The organism is Paenibacillus periandrae (assembly GCF_022458865.1).
Lineage (GTDB): Bacteria > Bacillota > Bacilli > Paenibacillales > NBRC-103111 > Paenibacillus_S > Paenibacillus_S periandrae.
Map to the genome: position 1 here is coordinate 249558 of NZ_JAJNMU010000012.1, position 21380 is coordinate 270937.

Sequence of the window (21380 nt, forward strand, 5' to 3'; positions counted from 1 at the left end):
GAACCAGTCAAAACGCTAACCTGCTGTGTTAGACTGGTTCTTGCCATTAGGAAAGCTGGGATTTCAACATGTGTTTAATTTTGTTTGCTTATCAGGCACACGAAACTTATAAGCTTATCGTTGCTGCTAATCGTGATGAATTTTACAACAGACCGACAGCATCGGTTCATTATTGGCAGGATCACCCTGATGTGCTTGCAGGTCGGGATTTGAACAAAATGGGCACCTGGATGGGAGTGACCACAGCTGGGCGGTTTGCAGCTTTAACGAATTATCGAAACCCAAAGGAATCAACGGACGGCAAACGTTCACGAGGAGAATTGGTGGCAGATTTTTTAATCAACAATGAACGGCCTGAATCTTACATGCAGGAAGCCGCTAACAAACGTAATGCATATCCTGGATATAATTTGTTGGCTGGCGATGCTAACAAGCTTTACTACTATTCGAATATTGAGGATAAGATTCAACAACTGAAACCGGGTGTTTATGGGGTCAGTAATCATTTATTAAATACCGCGTGGCCAAAAGTCGAGCATGGCAAAGAGGGCTTGTCAACCTTAATAAGTGAAAATAAAGGTAATTTAACAGAGCAGCTGTTGACGTTACTCCAAACCGCTGACCCGGCCTCGAATGAAATGCTTCCTAAGACAGGAGTTTCGTTGGAATGGGAACGGACGCTTTCGCCTATTTTTATTAAAAGCGAAGGCTACGGAACCCGGAGCTCGACAGTGATGTTGATGACTGAAAAAGAGATTTACTATAAGGAACGAGTTTACACAGAGGAAGAAGTACATAATCGCGAATTTACTCTTACATTATAGTCTGTTAAAGCTTGGGCATTGGGTTGGGTACTGAAACGTCACAAAGCGCTGGAGTCCCTTTCCAATTGTTGTAATTGCACGTCGTACAAAGCCATCTTATAGTTGATTTTTCCTAATGTTTTCATTAATTGAAGCATTTGTTCCTCGACTCTTTCTTTATGATCCACCATCATTTTTTTTCGCTCCAGAAGAGTCTGATCCCCTTCTTTATGTAAATCCACGTATTGTTTTAAATCAGCTAAAGGCATTCCAGTGGAACGCAGCGATATGATCGTTTCAATCCATTCAATACTGGACTCATCATACAACCGAACCCCATTATCATTCCGTTCTGCATAAGGCAGTACACCCTGTTTTTCGTAGAAGCGCAGCGTATGAGCAGATATCCCCGTTTTTTTGGAAACATCATTGACCGTATATGACATATATGAATCTCCTTCCATTTAATTAGAGTTACTCTAATCCATTATACCTATTCATTCGTGTCTACTCAATAAAATTGGATGTTAACAACGACTGCAGGGGGATAAAATCGGTGCATAATGGAAGACTTCCTGCATATGTATATACTGCTTTTTTGCTACTTTTGTAGAATATACTTGCACAATCAAATATGCTACTGTAGAAATGTCTGAGGAGAGGGTGAGATCCATAATGTTGAAGCAAAGATGGCATATTCAAAGGGGAGTGCTACTCGGTATAACCGTATTATCTTGCTTATTCGGCACATTAGACTCTCAAGTACATGCTATACCGATTTCCAACCTGACGACCCCCGTTATTGACAATTTCCCCCGCATTCAACCTGATCTGCTTATCCTTCCCAATACAAATCTGGGAAATGTCAGCTTAATGTGGGACTTTCCAGCTGCAGACCTTATTGATCCTAAAGGTTCACCGGTGGTGGCAGCGGATGGTACCGTCTATCTGGGATATAACCAGTTTGTGTTTACGGGCTTTGTCGGTATGGTATCCGCTGTCACACGCGAAGGTAAGAGCAAATGGAATAACTTGACTTCAGATCAACTTCTGAGTTCTCCCACAGTAGGCCCGGATGGCACCCTTTACATGGGAGTTGGCAGCGTAAAATATAATGAAGGTAAATTTATTGCAATGAATCCTGACGGAACGCTAAAATGGTCGGCTTCCATAGGTCTCGTGGATGCCAAGCCCGTCTTCGGATCAGATGGCACCATATACGTGGCTGCCAAGGATGGAACGCTGTATGCGCTTCATTCAAACGACGGAACCGAGCAATGGTCCTCCAAGGTTGGGTTCAAGTCTACCGCTTACATGGCCATAGGCAAGGACGGCACTATCTTTTTGGGTAATGAGAGCAACGTTTTATTTGCGGTTAAGCCCAATGGCAGTATCAAATGGACGTACCAGGCTGGAGGACTAGTCAATACTGTTCCTGCACTGGGGGCAGACGGCACTATCTATGTCGGTGCTGCTGACAGCAGGCTGTATGCGATCAGCCCGAGCGGAACGAAACAATCGGAGTACACTTTTGGAGGGAATCCATTTTCTCCTGTGATTGGTTCGGACGGTACGATCTATACCGGGGCCTCGGATCAAACCGTGTATGCACTCCAGCCCAATTTGACACTTAAATGGAAAGCTGTTTTCAACAAAGCGATAACACCGACCGTCATCGGTCCGAATGGATCCATTCATTTGCTAACGGCTAGTGGCATGGTTCATGCCTTGAATCCTTCCGACGGCAGCACACAATGGAGGTATGGCATCAGCACTCCTGACATGGCTCTCGCTCCAACTATTGGAGAGGACGGTACTGTGTATGCAAGTGGAATGAAAGAGACGAAATTGAACCTGTACGCTTTGCGGGTCAAAGTCAATGGGATAACCTTGAATAAGACTCAAGCAACGCTGCAGACTGGCGCAAGTGAAAGCTTATCGGCTGCGCTGTCCCCGAACAATGCACCTAATAAGAATGTCACATGGAGCAGCAGCAAGAATGGAGTAGCTTCCGTGGACAACGAAGGCCATGTAACGGCTGTCTCGTCCGGTACGGCAACGATAACTGCACGGACAGAGGACGGAGGACTATCCGCCACATGCGAGGTTACTGTAACCAATCCTGCAGGAACCATCGAGGTGCAAAGCATTAGTATCCAGCCTGCTGAGTTGTCCGTCAAGGTGGGGCAAAGCGGAAAGCTAAAGGGAAGCGTGCTGCCAGGCAGCGCATCCAATCAAGGGCTGCTTTGGAGCAGCAGCAATCCTGGCATCGCTCAGGTTAACGACTCCGGCCAGGTGACGGGGATTGCACCCGGAAGGGCAAGCATTACCGCGAAGACGGTTGACGGAGGTTTTACAGCTGCGAGTCAGATTACCGTATTGCAGGGAACGACGACGGCTCCAGGCTCGGTTGCATTCACTGACATCGAGGGACACTGGGCGAGTGAGGAGATTGCGCGGGCTTATGAACTCCATATAACGAACGGCTATCCGGACTTTACGTTTCGGCCGAATGGCAGCATCACCCGTGCTGAATTCGTAGTCATGCTGATGAACGGATTAAAGCCAGAGCTGCGAGCATCTGATTTGGAATTTATTGACAGTGATAAGATCGGCATATGGGCGCAGACATCTGCCTCTCAGGCTGTACAGCTTGGTATCGTTAGCGGTTATCCGGACGGTACATTCCGACCAGAGGCCAATATTACGCATGCCGAGATGGCTGTTATGGTATTCAAGGCTTTGGGAATTCCACTATCAGCCGTTACGACAACAAGCTATTCGGATGATAGCGACATTCCCGAATGGGCCAGAGGTGCAGTTTCTACTATAGAGAAGAAGGGAATTAATGTTGTAGGTGGCACAACCACGGGCCCATTCACCCCAAGCAATTTCTCCACCCGCGCGGAAGCGGCTGTATGGATCGTAAAGATGATGGATATCAAGAATAAAAAGTAAATCATTGTCACCGATTATTCCAATTCCACAAGCGGACTTCGCCCACACGGATGCTGGACACCCACTGCTCCTCTTTAAGCTTTAACAGTTCTTTGGTAGGACCGGTCACAACCACTCCGTAAAGCTTTACTCCGTTAGCCTCCAAATAAGTGATGGTTGGCTCGAGTAGAAGCCATGGGGCAAGGCGATTGGTAATCGTTGGATACTTTTGCAGCAGATGCAGTGTGTCCAGAAAATTTTTGTCTCGTACCGATCCGTCTCCATAAGTTTGGATGCCTGGTGAGATAGAGCTTTCCATGACAGTTTTGCCGAACCAGCCTCGCTTTTCTTCAGAACGGCTTGTCACCTGCATATCTTCAGCATGCCAGAGCGGGTATGCGGGAAAGCCGACCGGATTCATCACCAATTCTGCGTCACCGAGCTTTCTTTCTTGGCCAGTGTAGGCGGCAAACCAAACAGGCGTCATATTTTTACCATTAAATTTCTGTAGAAGCTCATCGGTTGCATACCTCTTATCCAATGACACAAAAGCTTCGGTAACCGTACCCTCAGGCAGCTTCTCAAGTGTTGTCCAGTCCTGATTACTGCTAGCCGCATCTGACCCGGAAAGTAGAAACAGACTGGCGCCGGGGTTATTTCTTTCAGAATGCCATGTGGTTTGCTCCCCCATAGGCCAGCCCAACACAAACTTTAGTTGGAAATCTCCGACAGAAACCTCTGAATCGCCAATTTTCTTTTTCATATTACCTTTGTAATCCATAGTGAAATAGGCGTTTGAATTGCTTCCTCCACTTACGGTTAGGTTAGGACGGGTGAGGGCAATCGCAGATGACACAACATCCTGATATATACTTGATCGCTTGCCCAATCCATAAAAAAGTCCAGTCAATATCGCACTAATAAGGGTAAATGTGATCAAGATTCCAATAGCAGTCAAGGCGGTTTGAATTCTTGCCCGCCACTTACTTCTGCGCAGCAGGGAAGCTTCTTTGATCGGTGTGGAAGCCTTAAAGGCACTACCATCTATTAGCGGTTGACGATCTTCATCATTCCCCATAAGCTCACTAAGATAAGCTTGGTAGGCTTCCATCTTTTCAAGCTCAAGCTCGAACTGCTCCTTGTCGTTGCCCGTTAATTTACCGTCTGCATAGTCTTGTAATTGACGCTTGAAATCTTCACTCATCATTGTCCTTCCTTTCATTGTGCTGTCTGACGACTTGTCTGGCTCGGTACAGAAGTATTTTAAAGTGCGATAAGCGGATTTCCATAATTTCTGCGGCTTCGCGGTACGATAGCTCATGAAAGTCGTGCAGCAGTATGGCTTGCTTTTGGTTGACCGGCAGTGTCGATATGGCATCTCCGATGTGACCCCATAGCTCCTTCTTCAACAGCAGCTCATCAGGAGTTTGAGTATCAGAAAGCTGCATGAAAAACTCTGTCCCAGTGGGTATACTTCGCTGTTCCTTGCGATAATAATCTACGAAAACGTTGTAAGCGACCCTGAATAACCACGGCTTAATTTTATCTTCCTTACAGTTGTCCAGGTACAAATAAGCTCGGTAAAAGGTTTCCTGCACCAAATCTTCCGCGGCATGATGATCTCGGCAGAGGGAGATTAAATACCGATAGACGTCCTTTACATACGATTGATACATGCTGTCGAGCGTGTGTCGCTTCATGCCTTCCCCCCTCAACCTATACACGTTTGAATTGGGTAAAGGTTACAAATTAAATGATAGGATGACTTGCTTGGAATCTAAATGATATCCTACAGAGGTTTGTTCGTGCTAGTCAGCAAACCATAACCAGCAGAAATATGGTATAATAAATGAGGGTTACTAACCCTTTTCTAATATGAATCCGGGAGTGCTTATCGTGATTATCAAATTCATTCGTTTACGTTAATTTGAAGTACAGTTTATCTAGACTCATCCATTTTTTTGGAAATGAGCTGAGGTTTATTTAAGTGTACATTTTTTCATGTAAACACATTCGAATGAAACGAGGAATCCATATGAGCGAACAACTAATTAGAGTAAACGGAATTGATATATGTGCGGAAAGCTTTGGGGATTCTCACAATCCAGCGGTTTTACTGATCATGGGTGCCATGTGTTCGATGGTTTATTGGGATGATGAATTTTGCCAACAATTGGCGGATACAGGACGGTACGTGATTCGATATGATAACCGGGATGTTGGACGTTCCACGGTGTATGCTCCTGGAAGTTCAAATTATACGGTCGCCGACATGGCTGAAGATGCTGTCGGTTTGCTTGACGCATACCATATTGAACAAGCACACCTTGTCGGGATGTCGTTAGGCGGTATGATTGCTCAGGTTATGGCAGTACGCTATCCTCACAAGGTTCACACCTTGACATTGATCGCTTCGAGTATATTCGAGTCTGACAATAAGCGGGATTTACCTCCAATGGATGAGCGGATACTTGCTTATCATGCTACTGGAGCCAGTTTGGACTGGTCAGATGAAGATAGGGTTGCCGAGTATTTGGTTGCAGGTTCAAGCTTGCTATGTGGTCCCAAACATAAATTCGAAGAAAAGAGAGCTTACAAGCAGGTCAGAAAAGAAATAAAACGAGCAAGGAACCTGCTCAGCATGTTCAATCATGCACTGCTTCAAGACGATGCTTCTTTTGAGGGGAAGCTGCAGAGCATCCAAGCACCTGCACTGGTTATCCACGGTACAGCCGATACAGTGCTTCCATTGGAGCATGGTTTGGCTCTAGTTGAAGAACTTCCCCATGCATCGCTGCTTTCCCTCGAAGGGACGGGTCACGAAATTCACTCGGACGATTGGGAATGCATAATTAACGCCATTAAGAACCATACTGGGGTCGTGTAGGTTTGGCGGATCTCAATAGCTAAATAACAATACAATCCCGGAAGGGCTGCTATCGGTACAACCGAATAAGCAGCCCTTCTTTTCGATTCCATCTATTCCATTTAAAGGGAATTATCTGCGTATATATAACACAATTATCGTAATCAAACACCTGTCAAATTCGGATGGACTGCCATACAATGAGTGTACAGTTATAGTAAAAATGTGAAATAATGAGGATTACATCCGAGCTATCAAGAACTTAATAAGTATAGGGGTGAGGGTATGTATAATATTTTGATCGTGGATGATGAACCGATGATATGTAAAGGCATCGCTGCAATTCTTACTCAATCGAAGCTGAATATTTCAGAGGTTTTTATTGCATATAACGGATTTGAAGCGCTGGATTTTATTCACTTGGAGAAAATCGATCTGGTGTTTACCGATATTCAGATGGAGAAGATGAATGGTATCGAGCTGATTGAAAATCTTTTTATGGAGGATCCTTCTCTTCCCGTTGTCATTCTATCCGCTCATGGTGAGTTTGAGTATGCCCAGAAGGCAATCCGATTTGGAGCAAAGGAATATTTGGTTAAGCCGATTACACCGGATCATTTGGTTTCGGTAGTTGGCACACTGCTGAGTGAGAAGGAAAGTAAATCCCATCATTGGGCGAACTGGGAAGGGCAGCTGGCGCTGCCTGAGTATTCCAATCTGGAACAGAACTATTACTTGAATGAACTTGTAACAGGCTCGATCCACGAATCCGATGTAGCCTCCATTGTGGAGAAGCTGGGAAGTCGTGTGAACGGCAAATATTTTAGCATGCTCATGATCAAGCTGTCCTTGGATCGGGGCGGTATTCATGATGAAGAAATAATTGCAATGAAGGACAGGAGCCTGCTGAAATACGCCTCACTGAACATTATTGATGAGACGGTGAATCAGTGGAACCATTTTGTTTTTAATAATCACAATTCAACCTTCTCGCTGCTGCTGCAGGTAACCGAAGAAGAAAATCGCGATTTGCTGCGCATGAATCAATTGCTCATGGTTGCCCAGATGATTCATAACAATTTACATAAATACGTTAACGTTAAATGCCATATCGGTATTAGTCGCATCCGTGAAGGCGTGACGCAATGGCCAGTCATTTATAAAGAGGCACTGGAAAGCTTAAATTGGAGCGATACCAACAAGGGGCATTATATGTCCTATATTGGGGATATCGATAGTGTTACAAACGATCAATCCTTAACCCACACGCAAATTGATGAAGTCAATCATCGCGTCGTTCTTGAAACCAAGACCTACATTGAAAGCCATTTCTGTAATAAAGGACTCAAGCTTCAGGTGATTGCCGACAGTGTGCATTTAAGTCCGAACTATTTGAGCTATTTGTTTAAAAAGGTGATGGGGATTAACATCTGGGATTATGTGACGAAGCTGAGGATGGAAGAAGGCCGGCGCCTGATTCTCATGACGGATAAACGGAGATATGAGATATCTGAAGAGATCGGCTACGAGTCGCCAGAGCATTTTAGCAAAATTTTCAAAAAGCATTTCGGAATCAACATATCAGAGTTAAAAAGCACGGGTCAGTAACATGCGACATGATTAGCGTAAGACTGCACATCGTAGTGAGATGAGACTCCCTTTATAATCATAAGTGTAGACAACAAACCTTAATGAAATGATTGGAAAGGGGAACCACACATGAAACATAAGAAAGGGTATTTATTCAGTGCATTTGCACTTACGGCTCTGCTTGCAGGCTGTAGTACGAACAATATGACAGCATCTACAGCTCCGAAGGAAACAGCGGCGGCGAATAAAGTAACCATTACAGCGCAAGGCTTCAAGCCGGATCAGAAGGAAAAAAACGATCAGCTCGATCAACGCATTAATCGTTTCAAGGCCAAATTTCCGAATGTGGATTTCAAAAAAGACGACTGGCAGTATAATCCGCTTGAAATCGGCGTGAAAATGGCATCGAACAGTGCGCCGACGGAATATACGACGTATGCCACAGAAGGTAAAGTGCTGGTTAATAAAAAGTGGGTCGCCGATATGACAGATTCGATGAATACCTGGGATCATGCCAAGGATATGAACGATTTGCTGTCCAAACCATTTGTCATAAATGGTAAAACGTACGGCGTACCCGTAGATGGATATGTCATGACGATTACTTTAAACAAAAAGCTGTTCAAGGAAAAAGGAGTTGAGCTGCCTCCCATCGATTGGACCTGGGACGATCTGCTTGATGCGGCTCGCAAACTCAGTGATCCGGCCAAAGGGATAGCAGGCTTCATTCCCATGGGTAAAGGACCGGAAGCAGGCTGGAACTGGACGAATTTTCTCTACGCAGCTGGCGGAGACGTGCAAAAGCTGGACAATGGCAAGGTTGTTGGCCAATTTAATTCCGAGGCGGGTCTGAAAGCGCTGGAATTCTATAAAAAACTAAAGGATGAAAACCTTATTCCTCAGAACTGGGCACTCGGTTATGGCGACGCATTAAATGCGTTCTCTCAAGGACGCGGCGCGATGGTCATGTGTGGAAGCGGTAACGCTGCTGATACAGCGATTAATGAAGGCGGTATCAGCAAGGACGATCTGGTCGTGTATCCGATTCCATCACTGACTAAAGGTGGCAAGCATACAGGTGTTCTGGGCGGGAACTACCGCGTCATTAACCCTAAAGCCGACAAGCAAACGCAACAAACGGCGTTCAAATGGATCACAGATGAATACTTCACAGATGAATTCCTCGGCTCCACTCAAAAAGAAATCGAAGACCGAAAAGGCAAAAATCGTGTATACATTCCCCAACCGATCAATTACTGGAATGACTCTTCGGACTTTGGTAAAAAATACGCCAGCTTGCTTGCTAAATACGATAACGTGTTCAAATATGATCCGCAATTGCTCAGCCTCTGGGATGGAAAACCCGAAGCTCAATACGAGGCACAAAAGTTCTACACGGAAATGGCCAATGTCATCCAGAAAGTTTTTACGACCAAAAATGTCGATTTGAAGAAAACGTTAGAAGAGACCTCGGATAAATTGCAGACTGAAGTATTTGATAAAGTCAAAGTCGAATAGCAGGCTGCATAATCGGACCTAAACCTCTGTTGGTTTGAGGTCCGATTGCATGTGGATGACATAATGCGATAAGATCGCAACCCGATGAATGAGGAGTGTCTGATATGGAAACCGATGTGTTTTCGCGACAAGCAGTGGTGACGTCACAGGCAAGGAAAAAGTTGAACTGGTATCTATGGGGCACCTTATTTGTTCTGCCTGAGCTTATTTTGTTTTTCATATTTTTATGGGTACCCATTTTTAAAGGTATCGTGTACAGCTTTTACAGCATCGACTTTGTGGATGGCAATCAGTTTATTGGTCTGGAGAATTATCTAAACATCACGCGCGACGAACTATTATTCACTTCTATTAAAAACACACTTTACTATATGTTTCTCGGTATCCTGCTTGGCTTCTGGATTCCACCTCTCGTCGCTATTGCAGTCACCGAATTAAAATACTTTCAGGGAGCGGCTCGAATTATCGGTTATTTGCCAAGCGCCGTACCCGCTATTGTGCTTTATGGGATGTGGTTATGGTTCTTTGATGCGGTTGGCCCGATTAACAGTCTATTGGAAAGCATAGGGTTCACGAAGATAGATTTCTTCAGTTCGCAAATGTCGATGATCTCGATTGTGCTGCTGGAAACCTGGCAAAGCTTCGGTGCTGCGACACTGATCTATATTGCCGCGATTGTCAGCATTCCGAAGGATTTGTACGAAACGGCTGAGCTTGACGGAGCCAGCATATGGCAGCGGATCAGGCACATCACATTGCCCAGCATCAAGACACTCATGGTACTGCTGCTGCTTTTACAGCTGATCACGACATCACAGGGCTTTCAGGCACAATTATCAATGACCGATGGCGGGCCGAACAATGCGACTCTGACTTACCTGCTGTGGATTAATCATACCGCATTTCGTGATCTTGATTTTGGCAAGGCGAGCGCGATGGGCAGTCTGATGTTTTTTGTACTCATTCTATTGTCCATTGTATATAATTTACTGCAGCGCAGAGGTGACAAGGCATGAAACAAAATGATCGCGGGATTATTTCAAGCTATGATTTTAAAAAGGTGTCCGTTAAGCTCGGCTATTCACTTATGGTGCTGCTCATTGTCTGCATGGCGATCACGATGCTGTATCCGTTCTTTGATACCTTTTTCAGCTCACTTAAAACGCGTGAGGAGTTTTTCAGCTTTCCACCGACGTTTTTCCCGAAGGATTGGATCTGGAAGAATTACTATGATGCATGGACACAGTTTGATTTACCTCTGCTGACCTTTCTGAAAAATACGATTTTGATTTATGTCGGTAATATGGTATTTTCGCTGATGTTTATCGGATTGGCGGCCTTTGCGTTATCTCACTTGAAGGTTCCTTTCAAGAAATGGGTGACACTGTACTTTTTGGCTACACTGCTGATACCGCCTGCCACCTATATCGTTCCTAATTTTCTGAATTTGAAAAGCCTCGGGCTTATTAATACGTATTGGGCATTTTGGTTGCCTGCTGCGGTGAATGCGTATTTTATGCTGCTGCTAAAAAACTTCTTTGACGGCATTCATAAAGAAATTTTGGAAGCGGCAAGGATGGATGGGGCCAGTGAATTTAAATCGTTCACAACGATTGCGGTTCCGCTTTCCCTGCCGATCATCGGGACCGTGCTGCTGCTCGCTTTCTCCAATACCTGGAACGATTTCTACTGGCCTAATATCGTGATGACGGAAAAAAGCATGTATCCGCTAGCAACCGGTATTTATCGTTATGTCGTATATCCGACCTCAGTCATTCCGTGGAGCGTTCGCTTTGCCATTCTCACTTTGGCCATGCTGCCGCCGATCCTGTTCTTCCTGACCTTCCAGAAATTTATTATACGCGGCTTAAGTGCATCAAGTGTAAAAGGCTAGCAGCTCCTCAACTTGAAAGAGCACCTTACAGAAGTCATTTTCTGAAGGTGTTTTCTTTCGTTTAAAGGAAAAGGTACCGCTGCCCACGAATTTATTGTAAATATATAACATTTAACATCATGAAACGAGAAAGGGATGCATGAGGCTATGATCAAAATGCTGCGGAATATGAAATTGATGAAGAAGCTCATCATGCTGCTCATCGTATTCGTCGTCATTCCCATTCTGGTTATCGATTTTGTCGTAGCCAAAAAGCTCGAATCCATTACGGAGGAACAGGTTGGTAATGCACTGCTGCAGCTGGTGAGTGGAAGTCATTTGACATTGGACCGGGAAAGTACGGATTTCGAGGAAAAGACCAAGAATATCATGATTTCACAAGAGATTCAGCAGTTGGCCAGTTTGCCTTCCTCTTCCGAATATGAAAGACTTGCTATCTTTAATGCGCTGGACAAATATTTGAATAATTACTCGACGAATGCGATACGGTACTCGCTGTTTATATCGGATAAGGATCAATCGTATTCTTTTGTCCCCAACCCGGATTTGTTAACGAACGGAATTTTCTACTCCACCGATTTTAATGAATTATCGTGGTTTAAGGACGCTAGCGAAGCCAAAGGAAAAGGGATTATTCGGGTTATCGATAAATTCGGATATAATCCTAACCATACACAGACAGTTGCCTACCTGCGCCAGCTGAACAGCATATATAATGGAGAGATGGTTATCGGTTATTTGGCTGTATCGGGTATTGAAACTCAGCTGCAGATGGATTTTACGCCATTCAGCAAATATACGGATGCTGAGGTTGTACTGCTCGACCATACTCAAGCTGTGCTTGCAAGCAATACGAAGCATTACAACGTCGGAACGAACGTGAGTGTGCCGCCAAATAAGCTGGAAGGGGTATACAAAGTAAAAGAGGCCAATCACGAGTTGATGTGCATCCTGCATACAAGTGAATACACGAATACGCAGCTGCTGATGAGAGTGCCTGTGGAGTCGATTATTATCGATCATATCAGTGTGCAGCATTTGGTGAATTGGATTATGATTGTTTACTTCGTGATCCTCATTCTCGCTAGCATGTATTTCATTCAATCGATATTGAAACCAATCTCCAGGCTGGCGCGCATCACGAACTCCTATCATCCAGGACAGTCGTTGTCGATCCCCATACAATCGGACAGCCAAAACGAAATCGTACTGCTGAACAATCTGTTCATTCGTATGACGAACCGGCTGAATCAGACGATATATGACAAGTATGAGCTGGAGCTGAAAAATAAAGAGGTAGAGCTGTCCACGCTTCATGCGCAAATCAATCCGCATCTGCTGTATAACACCTTGGAATCGGTTTATTGGCATACATTAATGGAGGGGGCAGCGGAGTCCGCCCAAATGATAAAGGATTTATCGCTGATTATGCGTATTGGCTTGAGTAAAGGGAAGCTGCTCATTCCTATTATGGAGGAAATTCATCATGCGGAGGCTTACTTGAGGCTGCAGCTATTTCGTTACGAGTACTCGTTTCAGGTCTGTTGGGACATCGAAGAGGAAACGAAACGATACCTGATCCCGAAAGTTGTGCTGCAGCCTATCATTGAAAATGCGATTTTACATGGAATCAAAAATATGAGTCACGATGGAGAGCTAAGGGTTTCTGTCAAAAAGGTTGGTGAACGCATCGTCATCAGCATTGAGGACAATGGGTACAAGCAAGTAGATATTGAGAAGCTAAATGCGATTCTGCATGATGGAGAGACCAACAAAGGATATGGCATTATTAATGTGCAGAAGCGCATTCAGCTGCATTTTGGTAGCAACTATGGTATACAATATTCGCTTCGCGAAGATCAGGGCGTCCGTGCAAGGATCGAGATACCTATGGTGCTGGATGGGAGCGGCTGAGAAGTACGGTTGAGCCCGATCGCGTGCCTAGATCTGTCGCTACATAAAATAGTTCCTCTTCACAATTGGATGACTAGCCCATCATACGCTACTTGTATGCCAGCCGGTGTAAAAATTTCCGTCAAGTCCTCGTGCAATAAGCCGGCATTATGAGAAAAGTGGGTTACCACGACCTGGGCTCCCGGTTTCAGGACGTTGTTGTCCTCCATCCATGTTTTCGTTTCAAGTACAGCTTCGACATTCATATGATTGTTCCTGTTCAAACTATGGCCAGTTGTACATTCCAAGATAACCAGATTGAGTTGTTTATCCTTAAGCCAATTCCAGGTTTGTTCAGGGAACCAGCCACTGTCGTTGCCATACAGTATCGTTGTACCCTCCTTATCAATGTAATAGAGCAGGCAAGTTTCATTTGGATCATGATCCGCCAGTAGAGGAACGATGTTCGCGGTCTGCGTCTTGATCGATTCAAAGGGATCAACCCTATGGAATTTATAGTTGTGGGACAGACCGTTTAATGCCTGCTGACAGCGTTGGAGGGGTATTTCGTGACCATACACATGCAGGGGGCTGTTTCCGAACTGTGCGTAGCCTTTAGCGCGAATTCCCATATCTTCTGCATACAAGTGGTCGGAATGGGAGTGCGTGATCAGCAGATCCTGCACGTCGTTCATATCCATTCCGTATTTCAACGAGTGATACAACGTGTCTGGCGGAAAATCAACCTTCAGCACTTCATCGATCATAACAGATGTCCGTGTCCGAATGTTACGTCCCCCACGTTCACGAGCTTGATGACATGTGGAGCATTGGCAAAAAAGTGACGGAATCCCTTCATACGCAGCGGTACCCAGAAAATGTACTTTCATTCGGTTGGTTCCTCCTTATCGTTGTGCTTCAGAATAGTGGCTTGCCGTACAGTCAAAAGAATAGCCTGCCTAACCTCATGATGGTACAGCGTACGGCTGTTTTCAAGTCTTATTTTTTCAAATTGCTAAGAACTCAATTCTGCATGTAATATTTTGATTTGTCGTATTTGATTTTTTTTATTAAAGGGATGAATTGGGAAAGATAAACCATGTCTTCAAGGATTTGAAGGGCGTCTATATAAGTTTCTATAGTTTGTATACAATTCTTCTTATATACCTTTCTTGTTCCAAGTGGTGTCATCAAATTCATCATCAAATTCTAGATCTAAAGGATCATCATTTTTAAATTCCACCGGTCCCTTATCCATAAGAAATGTACCATCCAGATATAGTAATGGTGAATTTTCCGAGTGGTTATTTGGATAGTTTTCAACATGGCTCACTTTCATTTGGTTTTCATCTGCAAAATCGATATGAGCAATGGCCACCCAATAGGAATAATCATTTTTTTTCAGCAAATTTGCAATTACTTTTTGATCAGAATCATTGCTTACAATCGCATTGACTTTCATACTATTAAAACTACCAGTTCCGTTTGTGACAGCACTATAAGCTGCTAATAAAGCGTATTTTCTGTGCGATGAATTGTGATCGTTTCCGTCCCACCATTTCTTGAATCTCCGTCCAATGCGATGTATGGAGAAGTTTTATATTAAGTGGGAATACCTTTTTTTCCATACTACTTGTGACTGCAGCTTCTGATTTTGCTGGGGGCTCTTTGAACGCAAGTTTACTGTTTTAGTGGTATCCTAACTGATCACTTTCATGGATAGTTAAAGCAATAGAAATTCTTTCAATCGAAGACCCTAACTTTTTCAAGGAAATATTAAAATCGCATAGGTCTACATGGTCTTTTTTAGAGTAAGAGAGCACCTCTCCTGAGCTTACGGGATTTCCGTAAAATATCCATTGTTTTGTAATATCAACTTTTTTCCTTTTTTGTTAATTATACTTAATTCTCCTAATTGCCCCCATCGGAGGAGGTATTTGTTGGTAAACCACTGAAGTTCTTATTCACATGCTATCCCATCGTTATCCCGATCAAGCTTGCTGCTGTAGCCAGGATCGCCGCGGTGCAGTGGGGCTTTGCCGGCCTTTTTTACTTCGGCACAGCTATTGTAAAGAGGGCTGCTTGCTGTTGGTGTTTCCTTGGGTTTTACAGCTGGTGCGGGCTTATGTGTTTCAAATTTTGCATTCATATCAATCCCTGTTTCTTTCTTTGCTTTGCTATCATCAAATCCTTTATCTGTAGCATAGTTTTCAATGCTCCAAATCCCAAGTTTCGCTTCCTGAGCCTTCTTCTGTATCTCCCTAAAATGGTCTACATATTTGATGTCTGGTGGGAATACGGCTACCCGGGCCAGCCCTTTTTCTAACAGCGTCTCATTGAACATTTTGTCACCTATGTAAACGTAGTAGAGGAGGCGCTTATTTTGATCGCGCTCGGAAACATCGCGTTCGAGCTTCACATTCTTGCCTTCGAGTGTCTCTTTTGTAAATGTGAACGCCTCGAGGCCAAACGGTTGTGCAGGTGTATTCGGCTTTTTGGTCTCAGGAGTGTCCACAAGAATCATTCCAACGGTTTCCTTTTTGCCGCCAATCGTTACTTCGAGCGTATCACCATCAATGACTCGGTTTACCTTGGCATCGATAAGCTTTTTATCATTAACTGCAGCAGTGGCTTTTGTGGTCACAGTGGTTGTTGATGCGGATTGTGCTAATGTTGGTCCTACAATTGGTTGCGTTGTTTTTGATGCTACAGGAACAGTCGGCTGTTGTGTTTTTGCAGGGGTGGTCTGTCCGCAGCCGGACGCGAATATAAAGAGTAGGGTAAGTGCAAGTAACTTTTTCATGATATCCCTCGGTTTCCATTAATTGATTCGGGATCATTGTAACACTTATAAGAGGATTATGTAATATAATGGATGTTACATTTTGTCGAATTTACTGATGTTTGTAGATTTTACGGACGTCCATTTGTAAAACTTCTTCAAGATCGCTGATTTGAATTACGAACTGTTGGATTTCATCGGGATGGATAGATTGGTATTGTGAATGCCATACAATCCAGATTCATAAGGGTTATTAATATGAATTTCTTTATGGTCCATATGCGTAAACCTTCTTTCAGCATTTATGTTTAAATTCTCATAATTTTTATCCAGTAATTGGTATGTAAATTCATCTTGTCTGTTCAGTTCGAAATTTCTTGAAAATAAAAACGACCCTCAGTGAGAATCGCCTAAATGGTTAACTTAATTTTTTACAAGTTCCTTTAATTGATACGAGGGAGGGTACTCGTCCCATGTTTTGCCTTCAAGTCTTCGACCGGTTCGATGTTTCTGAACGCCACCCCATTGTTTAAAGAAAAACGCAACATTCTGCTCTTTACACTGATCCCTAATGGTTAACACCCATTTTTCTTCCATAGGACGGGCTCCATGACCTGATTCCCCGCCAACAATTACCCAGTGTATGCCTTCCAAATTCAAATTTTCAATTGGACCTAACAATGGTTCGACAGACAGGAATTTGATTTGTGCAGGTGTTCGTCTAAGATCATCGATCCGATACAATACACGCTGGTCTTCTACACTAACACCTTGCCAAACATTAGAAGGCCACTTTAGTTGATCGGATATTTCAAGTAATCGATCCGAGCGTTTAGTCAATATCTGAAAGGTATGCCAAGATGCTTTTTCCATTGTATCAAAGACCTTTTGTATGAACTCTAAAGGAACATCTTTATGGAATAAATCTGACATTGAATTCACGAATATTCTTCGGGGCTTTTTCCAAGTAAGAGGTAATTCTACCAAATCTGGATGAAGAGTAAGATTAAATCCATCGGCATACCTGGGGTTTCCCATTGCATGAAGTCTCTTAGCCATAGCTGCAGCATAACAATTGCGGCAACCATCTGAAATTTTGGTACAACCTGTAACGGGATTCCAAGTAGCCTCTGTCCATTCAATACTAGACATTGTTGCCATTTTTAAATCCCTCCTTTTTTAAAGTATAACATAGTTGAGAATGGAAATTTAAATTAAAATAAAGTGGGTTGATAACCATCATCGTTGCTTAAATCGATTTGTTCAAGATAAGTAAGAGGCAAATTAGAAATGATCTGATTGATCTCAGCTTCTTCTTTTATATTCATAAATGCTTTATTTGTAATTCTAATAAGTGGATTATTAATAAATAATTTCTTGGAAAATTCATATATAGATTTTTTTTCACTATCAGATGTAAATGGTAAGGGAGTATTTTGTAAATAAAAATCCAATATTTCTGCATATGTAGTAGGAACTTTATTGAAATTTTCTAAAAAATCTTTTACAAAGTCTTTGTATTCATAAGAGCTTTGAATTATATCATCGGAAAACAAATCGTTTTTGAAAATATAATCCCCAAGTTGATTTGAAATTATATACCTTTCCTCAGCTTGTTTTCGCTTTTTTTCGAAATCAACCATAGATTTTTTCATTTCTATTAATCCTTTGCGGTTCTTTGAAACGAATACTAGATGAAAGTAAATATTATTATTTATTTGACTGTGGATACGTTTACTCAAGGTATAGACCTTCGATTGTCCTTTTTTGATTTGTTTTTTATAGAATTCAACTATGCTATCCTCTAGTTTTAGCAAATTCCCAAATTGTTGTTTTGAATTATTATTTGAAGCCATTTTTAGATATTCAGGAATAGTAGCTGGAAGGGACTCAACTCCAAAGAATTTACATAGCTCTTTCTCGTTTGATTGAATTGTCACATTACGAACAATAGAGTAACTCATAACATTTATTAGTAATTCATGAGATGGCTGTTCTAATATTTTTTGCATATCATCCATAAGGACTCCTTTATAACCAAAGGGGTCTATAAAATATAATGAAGGGCTGCCTATAGTTGAGTTAAGAAGGGTACTAAGTTGATCTTCAAATTTACCAAGGTAGTTATGTATTTGATGTGATTGGGAAGATAGAAATTTTATTTTGTTCAGCTCTTCATAGTACACATTGTTATATTCAACATTATGAATCATGAATCGTAAATTATTTCCGTATTCTTCTTGCAATATACGTTGAAAATTTAATAATCGATTCATAGCGATCTGCGGAGATCCAATATTTCCATCATCAAAATATCCTCTTCCGGCAAATCCATCTACAAAATTCACTTTTTTTATTTTTGAACTAATGGAAGCATAAGCAAAAACCTGGCTCCAATTTTTTAGGTAATCTTCGAGTAAAATATGTTTTAAATGCGTTTGAATATCCTTCTTATCAAAATGTTTGTCGCCAATATTTTTGGACATAACTAAATTCACCCCAAGAGATTCATTATTGGATTGTGGATTTGAGGAAATAATTAGGATAATTATACCATCCATCTAGTCCCATGGATACAAAATTTGTATATTCAGGTCGAAATTACTATGGTAATATTACGTGGGGAATAATGTTTAAAATTCATATAATGGAGGCCTTTCCTTAAATGTATAACTCTGTGCATAATGATAAAAGTAAGTTAGAATTAGATCCTCCAAAATTAATTCAATTTTTGGAAGGTAGGAAGAGCGAATTTCTTCCCAATATTTATATGTTGTCAAGAGAGATTGAGTTTGTTTTAAGTAATGAAATTCCGAAAACATTTCCTAAATATACTTTACATGACATAAATCATTCGATACGTATTATGGAGAACATGTATGAGTTGATTTGCGATATAGAGCTACACAATGATTTGGATATAACTATATTAATCTATTCAGCTTTATTACACGATATAGGTATGTCTGTTACCGATGAAGAAAAAGTGCAAATTAAAAGCAACAAATATCTTCATTCTGACATTGTTTTTGATGCATTACTGGAAAAAATGGATGGTAATGAGATTGAGGCAATGCAGGAATATATTAGGAAAATTCATGCTAAGAGGTCTGCAGTATTGATTAAAAATGAGTATTCTCATTATTTTAGTATTCCATCATATCCGAGTAGTAATATTGTTGATGAAGTTGCAACCATATGTAAGGCACATACAGAGGATATTTCATATTTAAAACAAAATTTAAAATCAGATGATGAAAAGGGAAAGTATAAAATTAATCCTTACTTTTGTGGCATTTTACTACGACTAGCAGATATTTGCGATTTTAATAGCCAAAGAACTCCACGAAAACTTTATGAATTGATAAATCCTGAAAATAAAAGCGACGAAGAATGGAGAAGTCATTTTATAATAGAAAATAGTCAAATAATCAAAAAAGATAGTACTGGGACACAAAATTATATAGCATTTTTTGGGCGCTGTGATGATGCAAAAATCCACAGAAATGTTCTGGGTTATTTCAATTGGGTAAACAGTGAAATTTATAGTGCTAACTTAATAACTTCAACTATGTTGGATCGTTATAAGTTAAATATCCGGTCTGAAATAGAAAATAATATTGAGCCTATTGGTTATAGTATTCCTAATTTAAAATTAGATCTTAATTTTAACGCTATAACAAAATTGTTAATGGGTGAAAATGTATATGGTAATAGATTACACGGTTTCCGTGAATTAATACAAAATGCTATCGACGCGACTAAAGTTAGGGAAGAAATCGAAACTAAGAACAAACAATATGGAGATTCGATTGAAAAGCCCTTAATAAAGGTCATTTTAAACAAAAATAACGACCAAATTATCATCAAAGATAATGGTACAGGTATGACATTAGATGTAATTAAAAATTATTTTTTAAATATAGGTGTTTCATTTTATAAATCAGATGATTTTCTTTTGAAGAGATATGAGTACTCTCCTATCGGTAATTATGGTATTGGCTTTTTAAAAAGTAATAATTTATTGCATAATGTCTCAAAGGATGACGATGAAGTAGTGATAGATGTCAGTAAATATTTGGTAGGTATTGAAGGAACAATCACCATTGATGTTAGAAAGCAATTCATGCATAAGGGAATAAGTAATATTAACTATAAAGGAAAACCTTATTATATTAGTAATAGTGAGTCTTTTGAAATAGTTGATTATAATAATTTTGATGTTAGTAAGATATGTGTTGACAATAAAGTGAGGTTTTATAAAATACCGATCATAGATAGAAAGAATTCTGATGAATATGATAAATTCTATGAAGTACTTCAGGATGTAGAGGCTTCTATCGATAAAATAGGAGATGAATTAAAGTGGGTTACAATTTTTCTGGACAAATCAGTGGATGTTAAAGAAAATAGAAAAAGTTATTACCCAAGTGACGACAAAGTATTGGATATTGTTCCAATTAGTTTTTTTGTTGAGTTGGGGCACTACGATTACTACTATCCTATAAGAATATATAGTGACTCCATTGATATTTTTTATGATGAGAAATCCTTAATAAATTTCGTAATTCAACAATCAACATATAGGTCCCTTGCAACATACAATAGCCAGTTATACATTAGAAATGTCCTTTGTAGTGGTTTTAATTTAAAGTTAATGAACACTATAACAGATTTAGAAGTGACAAGAGTGAAAATTAATGCAATTAATCGCTCAATTATTCCCGATGTCTCTAGAAATAATTTGGTACAATCGACGGAATCTCAGTTACAATATGCTTTAAGCAAAGTTATCATCACGTGGGCATTAGAAAATTTGACCCTAGATTTGACTGAGCGTGAGTTGCTAATGAAATACAAAATGTCATTCTTCAAAGAAGATAACATTTTTCTGAAAAATTTAGATTAAGAACAAATAAAACGACACCCTCCCAGGTGTCGTTTTATTTGTTCCTACCTAGTCCCTTCCGATACCCCTCGACAGTTGCCTTCGCCGCGACCCTTACAATCTCCAGTTCTTCCTCACTATATTGATCGGCGCCACCAAAGAAAGCTCGCCCTACGTCAGCTGATTCATTCTTAATACTTTCTTCAGAA

At 41.3% G+C, this 21380-nt stretch carries 17 protein-coding genes; 9 read left to right on the forward strand and 8 right to left on the reverse strand.

The genetic code is table 11. The features are described 5' to 3' along the window. Positions 1–68 precede the first annotated feature (68 nt). Entirely contained in the window at positions 69–824 is a 756-nt protein-coding gene (locus LRL21_RS21575; RefSeq protein WP_240417848.1) for an NRDE family protein, read from the forward strand. Between the two features lie 38 nt (positions 825–862). Here the strand turns inward: LRL21_RS21575 and LRL21_RS21580 are convergent, their stop codons facing one another. Continuing rightward, positions 863–1249 carry a MerR family transcriptional regulator gene (locus LRL21_RS21580; RefSeq protein ID WP_240417849.1) on the reverse strand — a complete coding sequence of 129 codons (387 nt, stop codon included), beginning with the start codon at positions 1247–1249 and terminating at the stop codon, positions 863–865. A gap of 229 nt (positions 1250–1478) precedes the next feature. Between LRL21_RS21580 and LRL21_RS21585 the strand changes: the two genes are divergently transcribed. Beyond that, positions 1479–3761, forward strand: a complete 2283-nt coding sequence (locus LRL21_RS21585; protein ID WP_240417850.1) for an S-layer homology domain-containing protein — start codon at positions 1479–1481, stop codon at positions 3759–3761. A 7-nt stretch (positions 3762–3768) separates the two neighbouring features. On the opposite strand, the gene LRL21_RS21590 is transcribed toward LRL21_RS21585, so the two are convergent. Together LRL21_RS21590 and LRL21_RS21595 are read right to left on the reverse strand one after the other, a co-directional pair. Beyond that, positions 3769–4947, reverse strand: a complete 1179-nt coding sequence (locus tag LRL21_RS21590; protein ID WP_240417851.1) for an anti-sigma factor — start codon at positions 4945–4947, stop codon at positions 3769–3771. After that, entirely contained in the window at positions 4937–5440 is a 504-nt protein-coding gene (locus LRL21_RS21595; RefSeq protein ID WP_240417852.1) for a sigma-70 family RNA polymerase sigma factor, read from the reverse strand. Before LRL21_RS21595 ends, LRL21_RS21590 begins: the two co-directional genes overlap by 11 nt. 335 nt (positions 5441–5775) lie before the next feature. Here LRL21_RS21595 and mle point away from each other — a divergent pair, with 335 nt between their 5' ends. The 6 genes from mle to LRL21_RS21625 all read left to right on the forward strand — a co-directional run bounded on the left by mle (position 5776) and on the right by LRL21_RS21625 (position 13522). After that, entirely contained in the window at positions 5776–6627 is an 852-nt protein-coding gene (mle, locus tag LRL21_RS21600; protein ID WP_240417853.1) for an alpha/beta fold macrolide esterase, read from the forward strand. A gap of 264 nt (positions 6628–6891) precedes the next feature. After that, positions 6892–8214 carry a response regulator gene (locus LRL21_RS21605; protein ID WP_240417854.1) on the forward strand — a complete coding sequence of 441 codons (1323 nt, stop codon included), beginning with the start codon at positions 6892–6894 and terminating at the stop codon, positions 8212–8214. Positions 8215–8325: 111 nt separating this feature from the next. Then, entirely contained in the window at positions 8326–9714 is a 1389-nt protein-coding gene (locus LRL21_RS21610; protein WP_240417855.1) for an ABC transporter substrate-binding protein, read from the forward strand. 104 nt (positions 9715–9818) lie between these two features. After that, positions 9819–10730, forward strand: a complete 912-nt coding sequence (locus tag LRL21_RS21615) for a carbohydrate ABC transporter permease (RefSeq protein WP_240417856.1) — start codon at positions 9819–9821, stop codon at positions 10728–10730. Next, complete coding sequence (locus tag LRL21_RS21620) at positions 10727–11608, forward strand: carbohydrate ABC transporter permease (RefSeq protein WP_240417857.1); 882 nt, start codon at positions 10727–10729, stop codon at positions 11606–11608. The genes LRL21_RS21615 and LRL21_RS21620 overlap by 4 nt, the downstream gene beginning before the upstream one ends. A 168-nt stretch (positions 11609–11776) precedes the next feature. After that, positions 11777–13522, forward strand: a complete 1746-nt coding sequence (locus tag LRL21_RS21625) for a sensor histidine kinase (RefSeq protein ID WP_240417858.1) — start codon at positions 11777–11779, stop codon at positions 13520–13522. Between the two features lie 59 nt (positions 13523–13581). On the opposite strand, the gene LRL21_RS21630 is transcribed toward LRL21_RS21625, so the two are convergent. The 5 genes from LRL21_RS21630 to tcmP all read right to left on the reverse strand — a co-directional run bounded on the left by LRL21_RS21630 (position 13582) and on the right by tcmP (position 18769). After that, positions 13582–14391, reverse strand: coding sequence for an MBL fold metallo-hydrolase (locus LRL21_RS21630; RefSeq protein ID WP_240417859.1), 810 nt, complete (start codon positions 14389–14391; stop codon positions 13582–13584). Between the two features lie 269 nt (positions 14392–14660). Next, on the reverse strand, positions 14661–14963 hold the full coding sequence (locus LRL21_RS21635) for a hypothetical protein (protein WP_476703985.1): 303 nt from the start codon (positions 14961–14963) through the stop codon (positions 14661–14663). A gap of 498 nt (positions 14964–15461) precedes the next feature. Beyond that, the gene (locus LRL21_RS21640) at positions 15462–16304 is read right to left on the reverse strand and encodes a thermonuclease family protein (protein ID WP_240417860.1); all 843 of its coding nucleotides are present in this window, start codon (positions 16302–16304) and stop codon (positions 15462–15464) included. Between the two features lie 402 nt (positions 16305–16706). Next, positions 16707–17444, reverse strand: a complete 738-nt coding sequence (locus LRL21_RS21645) for a DUF5131 family protein (protein ID WP_240417861.1) — start codon at positions 17442–17444, stop codon at positions 16707–16709. Positions 17445–17497: 53 nt separating this feature from the next. Beyond that, the gene (gene tcmP / locus LRL21_RS21650) at positions 17498–18769 is read right to left on the reverse strand and encodes a three-Cys-motif partner protein TcmP (RefSeq protein WP_240417862.1); all 1272 of its coding nucleotides are present in this window, start codon (positions 18767–18769) and stop codon (positions 17498–17500) included. Positions 18770–18948: 179 nt separating this feature from the next. On the opposite strand from tcmP, the gene LRL21_RS21655 reads away from it, so the two are divergent. Next, entirely contained in the window at positions 18949–21192 is a 2244-nt protein-coding gene (locus tag LRL21_RS21655; RefSeq protein WP_240417863.1) for an HD domain-containing protein, read from the forward strand. Positions 21193–21380 lie beyond the last annotated feature (188 nt).

Excerpts from the sequence above, each read along its gene's own strand:
- LRL21_RS21575 (WP_240417848.1), top strand. The coding sequence starts at position 69 with ATGTGTTTAATTTTGTTTGCTTATCAGGCACACGAAACTTATAAGCTT.
- LRL21_RS21580 (WP_240417849.1), bottom strand. The coding sequence starts at position 1,249 with ATGTCATATACGGTCAATGATGTTTCCAAAAAAACGGGGATATCTGCT.
- LRL21_RS21585 (WP_240417850.1), top strand. The coding sequence starts at position 1,479 with ATGTTGAAGCAAAGATGGCATATTCAAAGGGGAGTGCTACTCGGTATA.
- LRL21_RS21590 (WP_240417851.1), bottom strand. The coding sequence starts at position 4,947 with ATGATGAGTGAAGATTTCAAGCGTCAATTACAAGACTATGCAGACGGT.
- LRL21_RS21595 (WP_240417852.1), bottom strand. The coding sequence starts at position 5,440 with ATGAAGCGACACACGCTCGACAGCATGTATCAATCGTATGTAAAGGAC.
- mle (WP_240417853.1), top strand. The coding sequence starts at position 5,776 with ATGAGCGAACAACTAATTAGAGTAAACGGAATTGATATATGTGCGGAA.
- LRL21_RS21605 (WP_240417854.1), top strand. The coding sequence starts at position 6,892 with ATGTATAATATTTTGATCGTGGATGATGAACCGATGATATGTAAAGGC.
- LRL21_RS21610 (WP_240417855.1), top strand. The coding sequence starts at position 8,326 with ATGAAACATAAGAAAGGGTATTTATTCAGTGCATTTGCACTTACGGCT.
- LRL21_RS21615 (WP_240417856.1), top strand. The coding sequence starts at position 9,819 with ATGGAAACCGATGTGTTTTCGCGACAAGCAGTGGTGACGTCACAGGCA.
- LRL21_RS21620 (WP_240417857.1), top strand. The coding sequence starts at position 10,727 with ATGAAACAAAATGATCGCGGGATTATTTCAAGCTATGATTTTAAAAAG.
- LRL21_RS21625 (WP_240417858.1), top strand. The coding sequence starts at position 11,777 with ATGAAATTGATGAAGAAGCTCATCATGCTGCTCATCGTATTCGTCGTC.
- LRL21_RS21630 (WP_240417859.1), bottom strand. The coding sequence starts at position 14,391 with ATGAAAGTACATTTTCTGGGTACCGCTGCGTATGAAGGGATTCCGTCA.
- LRL21_RS21635 (WP_476703985.1), bottom strand. The coding sequence starts at position 14,963 with ATGAAAGTCAATGCGATTGTAAGCAATGATTCTGATCAAAAAGTAATT.
- LRL21_RS21640 (WP_240417860.1), bottom strand. The coding sequence starts at position 16,304 with ATGAAAAAGTTACTTGCACTTACCCTACTCTTTATATTCGCGTCCGGC.
- LRL21_RS21645 (WP_240417861.1), bottom strand. The coding sequence starts at position 17,444 with ATGGCAACAATGTCTAGTATTGAATGGACAGAGGCTACTTGGAATCCC.
- tcmP (WP_240417862.1), bottom strand. The coding sequence starts at position 18,769 with ATGTCCAAAAATATTGGCGACAAACATTTTGATAAGAAGGATATTCAA.
- LRL21_RS21655 (WP_240417863.1), top strand. The coding sequence starts at position 18,949 with ATGTATAACTCTGTGCATAATGATAAAAGTAAGTTAGAATTAGATCCT.